Origin of the sequence: Mesorhizobium sp. L2C066B000 (assembly GCF_000502335.1) — a bacterium.
Lineage (GTDB): Bacteria > Pseudomonadota > Alphaproteobacteria > Rhizobiales > Rhizobiaceae > Mesorhizobium.
In genome coordinates this window covers 38854-52223 of record NZ_AYWZ01000010.1, presented here as the reverse complement: position 1 = coordinate 52223, position 13370 = coordinate 38854, and the positions used below count along the sequence as shown (strand labels likewise).

The 13370-nt window shown below is 63.6% G+C and carries 14 protein-coding genes; 7 read left to right on the top strand and 7 right to left on the bottom strand.

Translation table 11 applies throughout. From position 1 onward, the window contains the following. Positions 1–33 precede the first annotated feature (33 nt). The 6 genes from X733_RS146270 (at position 34) to X733_RS146295 (ending at position 5800) form a co-directional block, all read left to right on the top strand. On the top strand, positions 34–801 hold the full coding sequence (locus tag X733_RS146270; protein ID WP_023819270.1) for an SDR family oxidoreductase: 768 nt from the start codon (positions 34–36) through the stop codon (positions 799–801). Between the two features lie 5 nt (positions 802–806). Continuing rightward, positions 807–1751 (top strand): 2-dehydro-3-deoxygalactonokinase, encoded by a 945-nt coding sequence (locus X733_RS146275; RefSeq protein WP_031193622.1) that lies wholly within the window; start codon positions 807–809, stop codon positions 1749–1751. 22 nt (positions 1752–1773) lie between these two features. After that, a complete protein-coding gene (locus tag X733_RS146280) occupies positions 1774–2415 on the top strand; it encodes a 2-dehydro-3-deoxy-6-phosphogalactonate aldolase (RefSeq protein ID WP_023819268.1) in 642 nt (213 codons plus the stop codon). Next, positions 2415–3290 (top strand): SMP-30/gluconolactonase/LRE family protein, encoded by an 876-nt coding sequence (locus X733_RS146285; RefSeq protein WP_032911296.1) that lies wholly within the window; start codon positions 2415–2417, stop codon positions 3288–3290. The genes X733_RS146280 and X733_RS146285 overlap by 1 nt, the downstream gene beginning before the upstream one ends. A 103-nt stretch (positions 3291–3393) precedes the next feature. Further along, the gene (locus X733_RS146290) at positions 3394–4455 is read left to right on the top strand and encodes a hypothetical protein (protein ID WP_023819266.1); all 1062 of its coding nucleotides are present in this window, start codon (positions 3394–3396) and stop codon (positions 4453–4455) included. A 91-nt stretch (positions 4456–4546) separates the two neighbouring features. Next, entirely contained in the window at positions 4547–5800 is a 1254-nt protein-coding gene (locus X733_RS146295; RefSeq protein WP_023819265.1) for a low temperature requirement protein A, read from the top strand. Between the two features lie 18 nt (positions 5801–5818). Here X733_RS146295 and X733_RS146300 read toward each other — a convergent pair whose 3' ends face one another. The 4 genes from X733_RS146300 to X733_RS146315 form a co-directional block, all read right to left on the bottom strand. Then, entirely contained in the window at positions 5819–6106 is a 288-nt protein-coding gene (locus tag X733_RS146300; RefSeq protein ID WP_023741329.1) for a DUF1330 domain-containing protein, read from the bottom strand. A 13-nt stretch (positions 6107–6119) separates the two neighbouring features. Then, entirely contained in the window at positions 6120–6833 is a 714-nt protein-coding gene (gene pyrF / locus X733_RS146305; protein WP_023819264.1) for an orotidine-5'-phosphate decarboxylase, read from the bottom strand. After that, a complete protein-coding gene (locus X733_RS146310) occupies positions 6830–7426 on the bottom strand; it encodes an NADPH-dependent FMN reductase (RefSeq protein WP_023673195.1) in 597 nt (198 codons plus the stop codon). Before X733_RS146310 ends, pyrF begins: the two co-directional genes overlap by 4 nt. Positions 7427–7546: 120 nt before the next feature. Beyond that, positions 7547–8158: a LysE family transporter gene (locus X733_RS146315; RefSeq protein ID WP_023687486.1), complete on the bottom strand. Its 612-nt coding sequence runs from the start codon at positions 8156–8158 to the stop codon at positions 7547–7549. 131 nt (positions 8159–8289) lie between these two features. Between X733_RS146315 and X733_RS146320 the strand changes: the two genes are divergently transcribed. Beyond that, entirely contained in the window at positions 8290–9189 is a 900-nt protein-coding gene (locus X733_RS146320) for a LysR family transcriptional regulator (protein ID WP_023819263.1), read from the top strand. 95 nt (positions 9190–9284) lie between these two features. Here X733_RS146320 and pmtA read toward each other — a convergent pair whose 3' ends face one another. From pmtA to dnaK, 3 genes are all read right to left on the bottom strand, one after another. Beyond that, positions 9285–9890 carry a phospholipid N-methyltransferase PmtA gene (gene pmtA / locus X733_RS146325; protein WP_023687484.1) on the bottom strand — a complete coding sequence of 202 codons (606 nt, stop codon included), beginning with the start codon at positions 9888–9890 and terminating at the stop codon, positions 9285–9287. Between the two features lie 117 nt (positions 9891–10007). Then, positions 10008–11138 (bottom strand): molecular chaperone DnaJ, encoded by a 1131-nt coding sequence (gene dnaJ / locus X733_RS146330; protein ID WP_023681322.1) that lies wholly within the window; start codon positions 11136–11138, stop codon positions 10008–10010. 219 nt (positions 11139–11357) lie between these two features. Beyond that, positions 11358–13274 (bottom strand): molecular chaperone DnaK, encoded by a 1917-nt coding sequence (gene dnaK, locus X733_RS146335; RefSeq protein WP_023819262.1) that lies wholly within the window; start codon positions 13272–13274, stop codon positions 11358–11360. Positions 13275–13370 lie beyond the last annotated feature (96 nt).

Genomic DNA, 13370 nt, shown 5'->3' with positions numbered 1-13370 from the left:
GGATGCGCGCCGACCGGACCGGGAGATGAAGATATGATGCCATCGGCCGATTTTGCCGACCTCAGGGGAGCCTCGGTGCTGATCACCGGCGGCGGTTCCGGAATTGGTGCGGCACTGACCGAGGGCTTCGTTCGCCAAGGCGCCCATGTCGCCTTCATCGACATCGCCGATGGCCCAAGCACGCTGCTTGCCGACCGCGTCGAAAAAGAACTTGGCCGGCGACCGCTCTACCTCAAGACCGATTTGCGTGACGTCGAGGCGTTGCGCGCTTCGGCCGCCAAAGCGGCTGAGGCGCATGGCGACGTCACCGTGCTGGTCAACAATGCCGCATGGGACGAACGCCACGACGTCGCCGACGTTACCGTCGAGTTCTGGGACAACAATCTCGCCGTCAATCTGCGCCCGCATTTCTTCACCGCACAGGCGGTGGCGCCGGGCATGAAGCGGGCCGGCGGCGGGTCGATCATCAACTTCACCTCGACCTCCTATCTGATCAACCATCCTGATATGCCGGCCTACACCGCCGCCAAGGCCGGCATTCTGGGCCTCACCAAGGGGCTGGCCGGCAAGCTCGGCGTCGACGGCATTCGCGTCAACGCCGTTGCGCCGGGCTGGGTGATCACCGACCGGCAAAGGGAACTCTGGGTCACCGAGGAGAGGCTCGCCGCCCATGTCGCCAAGCAATGCATCAAGCAGGTCATGCAGCCCGACGACATCGTCGGCACGGTGCTGTTCCTGGCCTCCGACGCCTCGCATATGCTGACGGCGCAGATGTTGATCGTCGACGGGGGTTTCCTGTGAGCCCGGTGAATCAAAATCCGGCAAAAGGCACGCCAGCAGTCGCCACCGTCGACTGGGGCACGACCCGCATGCGGGTCTGGCTGGTCGACGAGGCGGGCGGGGTGCTTGCCGAGCGTCGCGGCGATGATGGGTTGATCACCGCGCAGCAAAAAGGCTTTTCGACCATCCTCGAGGGCCATCTGGCGGCGCTCGGCGCACCTGACACACTGCCGGTCATCATCTGCGGCATGGCCGGCTCGCGCCAGGGTTGGCTGGAAGCGCCTTACGTCACCGTGCCGGCGCCGCTCAGTGCCATCCTCGCGGGGGCCGCCCGCATTCCCGGCCAGCGCCGCGACATCCGCATCGTGCCTGGCCTGGCGCAGCGCCTGGAAGATGCGCCGGACGTAATGCGCGGCGAGGAAACCCAGCTTGCCGGCGCCGGTTTGCCGGCAAAAGGTCGCCATCTCGTCTGCATGCCCGGCACCCATTCGAAATGGGTTCTGGTCGAAGACGGCGCGGTCGACGGCTTCTGCACCTGGCCGACCGGCGAGCTGTTTTCGGTGCTGGCCACTCACTCGATCCTGCGCCATTCGCTGGGCGAGAGCCCGAAGCCGGTCATTCCGGACAATCCGTTCTTCCAGGAATGGTGCCGCAAGGCTTTGGCCGAGGGCGGCGATGTCACCTCGCGGCTGTTCTCGATCCGCGCCGCCGGCCTGCTGCAGGACCTCAAGGCCGACGATGCCGCCGCTTGCCTGTCCGGCCTGCTGATCGGCGGCGAGATCGCCTCGGCGGGCCGCCGCTATGGCGAAAGCACCACCGCAATCGTGCTGGTCGCCTCGGGGCCGCTAGCAGCCCTCTACCGCCAGGCGCTCGACGTTGCAGGGCTTGCCGTCAGGACGGTCGACGCCGACGAGGCGGTGCGTGCCGGCCTTATCGAGGCAGCGCGGGAAAATGGCATGATCGCCAAATGACTCACCAGAGTGGAGTGACAGCGTGACCCAGACCGCCCCCTTCCCGAAGCTCAAGCGTGGTCTTATCGCCATTCTGCGCGGCCTCAAACCCAGCGAGGCGGTTGCCATCTGCCAGGCGCTGTTTGACGCCGGCATCGAAGCCATCGAGGTGCCGCTCAATTCGCCGGAGCCGTTTTCATCGATCGCCAGCATTGTCACCGCATTGCCCAAGACAACGCTGGTCGGCGCCGGCACGGTGCTGACTTCAGCCGATGTCGACGCCCTGGCCAAGGCCGGCGGGAGGCTGCTGGTCAGCCCCAACATCGATGCCGAAGTCATGGCCCGCGCCATGCACCATGGCATGGTGACGATGCCAGGCGTGTTCACCCCCACCGAAGCTTTTCAGGCGATTAGGCTTGGGGCTTCGGCGCTCAAATTCTTCCCGGCAAGCGTGCTCGGGCCTAGCGGCATTTCGGCGATGCGGGCCGTGCTGCCGGCCGATACCGTGGTCGGCGCCGTCGGCGGCGTTTCGGACAAAGACTTTGCCGGCTACAAAGCCGCTGGGGTGACTGCTTTTGGTCTTGGCTCCAGCCTGTTCAAACCCGGCATGAGCGTCGACGAGGTGGCCTCGCGCGCGCAGGCGGCGGTGACGGCCTGGGATGCGGCCTTCGGCGGAGCGGCATGATGGACAAGGTTTCGGTTTTTTCGGACCATGTCTGTGAACTCGGCGAGGGGCCGAGCTACGATCCCGCCACCGACACGCTGTTCTGGTTCGACATCGTCAACGGGCTTTTGCTGGAGCAGGGTGTCACGTCCAGCGCGCGGAAGGTCCATGAGCTCGGCCAGATGGCCAGCGCCATCGCCATTATCGACGACAATCGCCAGCTCATCGCCACCGAGACCGGCCTGCATGTCCGCGACGTCTCGACCGGCAAGCTGACGCTGCATACGCCTATCGAGGCCGACAATGCGCTGACCCGCTCCAACGATTCGCGCGTCCACCCTTGTGGCGCCTTCTGGGTCGGCACGATGGGCAAGGGTGAGGAGAAGGGCGCGGGCGCCATCTACTGGTTCTTCAAGGGCGAGCTGCGCACGCTTTACACCGGCATCACCGTGTCGAACTCGATCTGTTTCTCGCAGGATGGAACGATCGCCTACTACACCGATACCTCGACCGGCCTGTTGATGCGCGTCGCCTGCGATCCGGCGACGGGCCTGCCGATCGGCGAGTCGAAAGTGTTCGTCGACCATCGCTCGTCGCGGGGCTATGTCGACGGCTCGGTTGTCGACCGTGACGGCGTGCTGTGGAACGCGGTCTGGGGCGGCAAGGCGGTGAAGGCTTATGCGCCGGACGGCACATTGTTGCGCGAAATTGCCACGCCGGCGGGGCAGTCCTCGTGCCCGGCCTTTGTCGGCGCCAAGGCCGATCGGCTGGCGGTGACCTCGGCCTGGAAAGGCAAGGACGACAAGCAGCGCAAGCTTGACCCACAGGCCGGCATGACCTTCCTGCTCGACATCCCCGTCAACGGCCGCTTCGAGCCGCGCGTGCTGATCGCCTGAGCGTACCGGTTGTCGTGCAGGCGTCGGGCGCGGGTCGATTTCGCGCAAGCCGATCGCATTGGCCGTGCGATGGTGTGGCTGCATCACCGAGAAGCGTTGACCCATGCCGCGCCCGACCTTGATCCTCGTCCATGAGCCGGAAAAGGCCTGTTTCGACAGGCTGGTCGCCGACGGCTTTCCCGCCGAGCGCGCCTTGGAAATCTCGTCTTATCTGGCGCAGTCGACCGATCTCGCTCCTGAGTTCGATCAACTGGCGACCGCTTGTGAAAAGCGCGGCCTCGCCTTTATGCCGGTTGCACTCGACGATGCGGCAAGCGCGCTGGCGAAGGCCGATCCCGCAACCACGCTGGTCTGGACGCTGACCGACGGCATTGCCTATTTCCGCGGTGCTGCAGCGCCCGCACTTGCCAGGCTGAATGGGCTTAGAACCATCGGAGCCGACGATGCGCTGTTCGCGCTTTGCCAGGACAAGTTCCGCTCCGGCGCCGTGCTTTGCGCGCTCGGCCTGCCGGCGCCGCAGGCAGGCCTGGCCCGCGACGGCCGCTGGCTGGCCGACCCGCCAGCTTCGGAAGCCGGCTGGTTCGTCAAGCCGAACCGGCTCGGCTCCAAGGTAGGCATCTGGCCGGATTCACGCTGCAACGACCTGGCCCATGCGCTGGAGCTTAGCCGGCGGGTCTATGCCGCTTATCGCGACGATGTCGTCGTCCAGCCCTATGTCGGCGGTCGCAATGTCCGCGCCAGCTTCCTTGGGCTGCACACGGATGCCGGGGCGGAAGCGCTCGGCATTGCGTTCGTCGACTCCGGCGGCGATTTCCAGACCATGGCGGACTCGATGGCGCTTTACGGCGACACCGGCGAGGCCGCCAAGGCGGCTGGACTATACAGCGAGCCGGTGCTGGAGCCGGTCGCCGACACCCAGCCAGCAGCCGCGGCAACCATCCGGCGCATCGCCGAGCGGCTGGTCAGCGGGCTCGGCCTGCGAGACGTGTTTTCCCTCGATTTCAGGGTCGAGGCTGACGACCATGTCAACCTCATCGAGTTCGAGGTCTGTCCCGGCCTGCCCTGCTTCGATTTCCGCGCCTATTGCTGGCTGCAATGGTGCATGACGCTGGCCGATGCGGTTGCCGAGACGGCGGCGAACCGACTGGACCGACAGGCGATCTGAACGGTCGCGGGGACCAGCCCGACCTACCGCGCCTTGACGGCTTTAGCTCCACCTTTAGTGTCGCGGGACAGTCCTCAGGCACGGCCGCGCGATGAGCACACCAGCAAGCTCCCTCCACCATCACATCAGGCACATGGCCGGGCGCGATCCGCATGAGGCGCATCGCGTCGCCACGCCGCTCGAGTTGCTGTTCGATCTGACCTTCGTCACCGCCTTCAGCCTTGCCTCGTCGCAACTGGCGCATGCCTTGGCCGAGGGCCACTACGCGGCGGCGCTGATCGGCTTCGGCTTTGCCAGCTTCGCGATCTGCTGGGCCTGGATCAACTTCTCCTGGTTTTCCTCCGCCTATGACACTGACGATTGGGTCTTCCGCCTCGTCACCATGGTGCAGATGATCGGCGTGCTGGTGCTGGCCATCGGGCTGCCGCGCATGTTCGCCTCGATCGAGCATGGCGAACACCTCAATAATTCGGTGATGGTGCTGGGCTACGTCATCATGCGCGTCGCCATGATCTTCCAATGGCTGCGCGCGGCGCGGCAGGACCCTGGGCGGCGGCGTGCCTGTCTCACCTATGCCATCGCCATCGCGATCGCCCAGATCGGCTGGGTGGTGCAGATCCTGGTCGATTTCTCGCTGGAGACCAGCCTGGCTTTCGGCGCGGTCCTGCTTCTCATCGAGCTTGCCGGACCGGTCATCGCCGAACGCCGGGATGGCGGCACGCCCTGGCACGCGCACCACGTCGCCGAGCGCTACAGCCTGTTCGCCATCATCGCGCTGGGCGAAGGGGTGGTCGGCACGCTGGCGACGCTGTCGGCCGCGGTCGAGGAGCAGGGCTGGAACCTCGATGCCGCCTTGATCGGCATTGCCGGAATGGGTCTCACCTTCGGCATGTGGTGGGTCTATTACATGCTGCCCTCGGGGACGGTGCTGCACCAGCACCGCAATCGCTCTTTTGTCTGGGGCTATGGCCAGATGCTGATCGTGGCGGCCATCGTCGCCACCGGCGCCGGGCTGCATGTCGCGGCCTATTTCATCGAGCACAAGGCCCATATCGGCCCGGTAGCGACCCTGCTCTCGGTCGCCATTCCGCTAGGCGTGTTCCTGGGGGCGATCTACGCGCTGTATTATTATCTCGTCCAGCGCTTCGATCCCCTCCATGTCTGGCTGCTGGCGGGAACGGCTGCGGTCGTCGCACTTGCCATCATCGCCGCCCTTGCGGGCGTCGACATGGCGGTCTGCCTCATCTTACTCACGCTAGCGCCGGCCGTTACCGTTGTCGGTTATGAGCTGTCGGGGCACCGCCATCAACTGGAGGTGTTGGCGCAGAAGGAAGCGCCGCACTGAGCAGCGCAGCTTCGCGCGTCAGATACCCTCGACCAGCACGATCTCGCCATCGGCCACTTTCTGACGGATGGCGACGGCGCGTTGGTATTCCGGCGAGTGGTAGCAGTCATGCGCCATCGCCAGCGATTCGAACTCGATAATGACATTGCGGGCGCGGCCAGGCCCCTCGGCCTTTTCATGCTCACCGCCACGGGCAAGGAACTTCACGTCGAAACGGTCGAAAGCGAGCTTGGCGGCAGCGACATAGTCCTTGTAGCCTTCAGCGTCGCGCACATCGACGCGGGCTATCCAGTATCCCTTGGGCATTTTCTTCTCCTCGTTACGCCGCGCGCATCTCTTCCAGTATGGCCTCGGCAGCCGCGCGCCTGTCGCTTGCCGCCACGATTGGCCGGCCCACAACAAGATGGCTGGAGCCGTTGCGGATCGCCCGGCCGGGCGTCACCACGCGTTTCTGGTCGCCATGGTCGCTGCCCTTGGGCCGTATCCCCGGCGTCACCACCGCTAGGTCGGGTCCGACGATGCGGCGCACCGCTTCCGCCTCCTCGGCCGAGCAGACGACGCCGCCCATGCCTGCATGCAGCGCCTGTTCGGCGCGCCTCAGCACCAGCGTGTGCGGGTCATATTCATAGCCGGCGTCGATCACGTCCTGCTCGTCCATCGAGGTCAGCACGCTGACCGCCAGCAGGCACAGGTCGCTGCCCCTGGCGGCCTCCACCGCGGCCCGCATCGCCTTGGGATAGGCGTGGATGGTCAGCATGGTCATGCCCATGCGCACGATGTTCTCGACACCCTTCGCCACCGTGTGGTCGATGTCGAGCAGCTTCATGTCGAGGAAGATTTTCGTGCCGCCGCTGGCCAACTCCCTGGCGAAGTCGAGCCCGCCGGCGAAGGCCAGCTGATAGCCGATCTTGTAGAAGGAGACGACGCCGTCGAGCTCCTGCACCGCCTGTTCGGCCTCTTTCACCGTCGGCACGTCGAGGCCGACGATCAGCCTTTCTCTCATGGTATGGGCCTGCATGGCTGTGGAAATCATGCCCCGGTCCTGGTCGACAGCATGCGCGAGGTTTCGATCAGCGTGCGGCATAGGTGCTCCATCGATTTGGTCAGTCTCTCATCCCTGAAATTGCCGTCGCCGTCGAAGGCACTGCCGCCATCGGATACCGAGCATTCCGGCGTCACCATCTCCAACTGGCAGCGCACCAGCACGGCGCGCAGATGGTTGATGCAGCGGATCCCGGCGAAATGTCCGTTGGAAGACGAGCACAGGCCGGCGACCTTGCCGACAAGCGGCCTCACCGGCCAGCCGCCATCGAGGCGCACCCGGCTTACCCAGTCGATCGTGTTCTTGAGCAGTGGCGGGATCGAGCCATTATATTCCGGCGTCGCGATCAGCAGCCCGTCATGGGCGGCGATCAGCCGGCCGAGCTTCACGGCGTTGTCGGGAACGCCTTTTTCCTTTTCGAGGTCCTCGTCGATGATCGGCAGCGGATAGTCGGCCAGCGAAATGCGCGTCACCTCGGCGCCTTGCATGGCCAGCTCCTTCTGCGCCACATCGGCGGTCCTGCCGCTGAAGGCGCCGCTGCGCACCGAGCCGGCGAAGACGAGGATTTTCGCGATCACAGCCATTGGCCACTCTTGTTCCCGGACAGGTACAGCCAGAGGCTGCGCAAATCAACGCACTGGCTCAAAAAACGGAAACGATCGGGGGGCAGGCGCGCGAAGGTGTGCCGAGCAGCTGGGCTATTGCTAGTGGGTGACCGCAATTCTTGCACTCAGCGCGATGAGTGCAACTCCGAGCAAGGCATCTATCGGCCTGCGGACGCTGCCATATACCGACCGAACCCTTCTTGTGGAGAACATTAGCGCGACAAGCCCAAACCACGCCATCGCGACCAGCCCGATTATGGCCAGCGACACTGCCTGGACCCAGATCGGAGCCTGCATCGGCAATACCGATATGAACAGGCTCGCGAAGAACGCGGCCGTCTTCGGATTTGTAATTCCGACAACGAATCCGCTTCGCCAAGGAGCCGTAGTCTCTGCGCCACCGACGGCCAGCGGTGGCCGCGCCTGCCAAGCCGACAAAAGGATCTTGCTGCCCAGGTAACCGAGATACACGGCACCGGCGATCCGGACGGCAAGGTGAGCCCATGCAATCTGCGTCAGTACGAGGCCCAGGCCACACATCGCGAGAGCCGCCCACACCATGATCGCTGCGGCAATGCCAAGCGCCACATGGAACCCCGCGCGACGGCTGATCAGCGCATGGGAAGTCACGGCTACAAAATCGGGTCCTGGGCTCATGGCGCCGAGCAGGAAGACCGAAGCAAGGGTCAGGAATTGCGGAAGGTAGCTCATGCGATACTCCAGTTTCAGTCTCGTCGTACCGCACGCCTGCATGCCGGAGAGGCCAGGAAAGCCGCTCGCCGATTTCGAGGGTCGTTTCCCTCACCTTCACAAAACCTACAGCGCTCTTTAATATGAGTGAAATGAAAGATATTTCGGCAGCCATGAACAAAGCTAATATCAACATCACGATGCTGCGCGTCCTGACATCGCTCAGCGAGACGCGCAGCTTCACCAAAACCGCCGAGCGGCTCTGTCTTTCTCAATCGGCCATAAGCCATGCAATGAAGGCGCTGGAGGAGATCGTTGGCGCGCCCCTCGTCATACGTGATCGGCGCGGTGTCGCTTTCACCGCAACCGGCGAGGCGGCTTTGGACGCGGCGCGCGCCGCTTTGCATGCTTTAGGCCGTCTTGTCGGCTTACGGGAACACTCCATCAAAGGCAGAGTACGGCTCGCGCTGGTCAGCAGCGCCTCGGTAAAGATTGCTCCATATGCGTTGAACATTACTTCCGTCCGGCACCCGGAGCTTGCTGTCGAACTGCTCTTGGGCACGGATACCGAGGTGGCGGAGTGGGTCGATCGCGGTGCCGCCGATATTGGACTGTCCTACATCGCCGGCAATTGCCAAGCCGAGGAACTTGTCGACGACGAACTCTTTGTAGCGTCATCGCAAAAGAACTCAGTCCAAGGCGGGTCATTTCCGATCCGCGCTCTCGACGGCCAGCCATTCATCATGTCGAGCGGCGGCTGCGGACCAATGCTTGCCGAATTGTTCAAGGATTTTGGCGTTGCGCCAGTTGTCATCCTGTCGGCGAGCGATATGGCGGCGCTGCTTGCTCTGGTTGGGGCCGGGCGCGGTTTGTCGATTGCGCCAGGCCTGGCGTTTCCGGCCGATTGGCAGCGAACCGTCGCGAGGCGTCCTCTGGAGCCGCGTGCGCGTCGGCCTCTGCTGCTTCTGTTCTCCAGCAGCGCCGAAGCAACGGCCGTGCGGGCCATGTGCGCGGCGATCAGAGAGGTCGCCACGAGTTTGCGAGGCGGATAACAGTCAAGGATGTGGATCGACCCTCAATCGAGCTTCCTTCGGGAGACGTCGATCCTCTACAAGGCGCCAGAGACTTCTCCCGCCCCCAATACCAGCTAATGCGCTTCGCGCCGGTAGATCCACAGCTGCGTCGGCGGGATGTTGCGGAAGATGAAGTCGAAATGCTTGACCGTGTAATTGCCGCGGCCGGGCGGGATCGGCGACAACGGCCCATAGGTCAGCTGCACGATCGGCCGTCCAACCGGGATGCGGTCTAGCAGGCTTTCAATATAGGCGATCCGCTGTGCGACCGGAAAATTGAGCAGCGGCACGCCGGAGACGACGGAATCGAAAACCATCCCGCTCTTCTCGCCAAGCGTGGCGTTGAGATTGAAGGCATCGCCCTCGATGACGTTGACGCCGGGGTAGAGCTGGCGCAGATGGCGCACGAAATCGGTGGAATATTCGACCGCGTACAGGTTTTCGGGCTTAACGCCCTGGGCGAGGATTGCACGGGTGATGACGCCTGTGCCGGGTCCGACTTCAAGCACCGGCAGGCCGGACTTCGGATTGACGATGGAAGCCATCTTGCGGGCGGTGATGGAGCTTGTCGGCACGATCGAACCGACCGACTTCGGCTTGTCGATCCAGCCTTTGAAGAATTTGAGTTCGTCGTCGAACTTTTCCGCCAGCGCCTTCCGCAATCCCGGACCACGTGCCATGCAAGTTCTCCTCAACACTCCCCGAACGCTACTTAGCAGCTAACAGGTCCAAGGCAAGGCGCGATCTGGCATAAGATGTTGATGACGTTCGGGAAGCGTGGCGGCCTTGGTTTGGGTTCAGTGCTCGCCGAAGGATTCGAAAAAGTCCTTCATGCGGGCGAAAAAGCCGCTCGACTGGGGCGAATTGTCCTTCGACGACAGCTGCTCGAACTCTTCCAGCAGCTCGCGCTGGCGGCGCGACAGGTTTTGCGGCGTTTCGACCGCGGTCTGGATATAGAGGTCGCCGACATTGGGCTGGCGCAGCACCGGCATGCCCTTGCCCTTGAGGCGGAATTGGCGGCCGTTCTGCGTGCCTTCGGTCACTTTCACCTTGGTCTGACTGCCGTCCAGCGTCGTCACCTCGAACGAGCCGCCAAGGGCGGCCGTCGTCATCGATATCGGCACCTTGCAGTAGAGATCGGCGCCGTCGCGCTGGAAGAATTCATGCGGCTTCACCGCCAGGAAAATATAGAGGTCGCCCGATGGGCCGCCGCGCAGGCCCGCCTCGCCCTCATTGGCAAGCCGGATGCGGGTGCCGTCCTCGATGCCGGCCGGGATATTGACCGACAGCGAGCGTTCCTCGGTGACGCGGCCCTGGCCGGCGCATTTCGGGCACGGGTCCTTGATCGTCTGGCCGCGACCTTGGCATTGCGGGCAGGTACGCTCGATCGAGAAGAAGCCTTGCGTCGCTCGTACCTTGCCGTGGCCATGGCACATCGAGCAGGTCACCGGCTGGGTGCCGGGCTTGGCGCCGGTCCCGGAGCATTCCGTGCATGAGATCGAGGCCGGCACGCGGATTTGCGCGGTCTTGCCGGCAAACGCTTCTTCCAGCGTGATTTCCATATTGTAGCGCAAATCGGCGCCGCGTTCGCGGCCGCCCGACGAGCGGCGCTGGCGCCCGCCCATCATGTCGCCGAAAATATCTTCGAAAATGTCGGCGAAGCCGCCGGCGCCAAAACCTTGCGCGCCGCCATTCATGCCGCCCTGCTCGAAGGCGGCGTGACCGAAACGGTCATAGGCCGCGCGCTTCTGCGGGTCCTTCAGCGTTTCGTAGGCTTCGTTGATTTCCTTGAACTTGTGCTCGCAGGAGTGATCGCCGGGATTGCGGTCGGGATGGAACTGCATGGCCAGCTTGCGGAAAGCGCTCTTGAGCTCCTTCTCGTCGGCGCCCTTTTGCACGCCCAGCGTCTCGTAGAAATCAGCTTTCATCTTTTCCCGCAGTCCGGATGCTCAACGTCTTGATGCATGTTGCGTCGTTTGCCGGCACGTTGTCTCGATTTAGGAGCGGTGATGCCCGGATGCTAGGGCCGGCGCGCTTGTGCCTGTGTTTTTCAGTGACTTTTTCGGCAAGGCCCGCACTTTTTCAGCGAGGGTTGCAAAAAAGCCCGGCTTTGCGCCGGGCTTTCCGCTTTATTTGCCGTCAACCGGTCAGGCCGACTTCTTCTTCTCGTCGTTTTCGTCGATTTCCTCGAAATCGGCGTCGACCACATCGCTATCCTTGGCCGCGTCCGCCTTGGCGTCGGCTTCCGCCGCTTCCTTCTGCGAAGCTTCGTACATGGCCTGGCCGAGCTTCATGGATGCTTCGGCAAGCGTCTGCGACTTGGCCTCGATGTCGGCGGCATCGTCGCCTTCGGCAGCAGCCTTCAGCGCCGCGATAGCCTCCGATATCGCCGTGCGCTCGGTTTCCGAAACCTTGTCGCCATATTCCTTCAGCGACTTCTCGGAGGAGTGCACCAGCGCCTCGGCCTGGTTGCGGGCCTCGACCAAAGCACGCCGCTGCTTGTCGGTCTCGGCATTGGCTTCGGCGTCCTTGACCATCTTCTCGATGTCGGCGTCCGAAAGGCCACCAGAGGCCTGGATGCGGATCTGGTGCTCCTTGCCGGTGCCCTTGTCCTTGGCCGAAACGTTGACGATGCCGTTGGCGTCGATGTCGAAAGTGACCTCGATCTGCGGCACGCCGCGCGGCGCCGGCGGAATACCGACCAGGTCGAACTGGCCGAGCGCCTTGTTGTCGGCAGCCATTTCACGCTCGCCCTGGAAGACGCGGATGGTCACGGCCGACTGACTGTCTTCAGCGGTCGAGAACACCTGGCTCTTCTTGGTCGGGATGGTCGTGTTGCGTTCGATCAGGCGGGTGAACACGCCACCCAGCGTCTCGATGCCGAGCGACAGCGGCGTCACGTCGAGCAGCAGCACGTCCTTCACGTCGCCCTGCAGCACGCCGGCCTGGATGGCGGCGCCCAAAGCGACGACTTCATCCGGGTTGACGCCCTTGTGCGGCTCCTTGCCGAAGAACTGCTTCACGATCTCCTGGATCTTGGGCATGCGGGTCATGCCGCCGACCAGGACCACTTCGTCGATCTCGCCAGCCTTCAGCCCGGCATCCTTGAGCGCCGCCTTGCAGGGCTCGATGGTGCGCTGGACGAGATCGTCGACCAGCTGCTCGAACTTGGCGCGGGTCAGCTTCAGCGTCAGGTGCTTGGGGCCGGTCGCGTCGGCGGTGATGAAGGGCAGGTTGATTTCGGTCTGCGTCGTCGACGACAGCTCGATCTTGGCCTTTTCAGCCGCCTCCTTGAGGCGCTGCAGCGCAAGCTTGTCGTTCTTCAGGTCGATGCCCTGTTCCTTCTTGAACTCGGCCGCCAGATATTCGACGAGACGCATGTCGAAATCCTCGCCGCCGAGGAAGGTGTCGCCATTGGTCGACTTCACTTCGAACACGCCGTCGCCGATTTCGAGCACCGAAATGTCGAACGTGCCGCCGCCAAGGTCATAGACGGCAATGGTCTTGCCATCCTTCTTGTCGAGGCCGTAGGCAAGTGCTGCAGCCGTCGGCTCGTTGATGATGCGCAGCACCTCAAGGCCGGCGATCTTGCCGGCGTCCTTGGTGGCCTGGCGCTGGGCGTCATTGAAATAGGCCGGAACGGTGATGACCGCCTTCTCGACCTTCTCGCCGAGATAGGCCTCCGCCGTTTCCTTCATCTTCTGCAGGATCATGGCCGAGATCTGGCTGGGCGACTGCTTCTTGCCGCCGGCCTCGACCCAGGCATCGCCATTGTCGCCCTTGACGATCTTGTAGGGGACAAGCTTCTTGTCCTTCTCCGTCACCGGGTCGTCATAGCGGCGGCCGATCAGGCGCTTGACCGCGAAGATGGTGTTTTCAGGATTGGTGACCGCCTGGCGCTTGGCCGGCTGGCCGACGAGACGTTCGCCGTCGCCCGAGATGGCGACGATGGAAGGCGTCGTGCGCGCGCCTTCCGCATTTTCAATGACCTTGGGCTCCTTGCCATCCATGATGGCGATGCAGGAGTTGGTGGTGCCGAGATCGATACCGATTACTTTTGCCATTTTTCTAGTCTCTCCGCTAAGCAGGCTCTCAGGACCCGTAAGGCGTTCCGACGAAAGCCCCTGTTCACAAGAAATTCCGCTCCGGCAACCGGCATT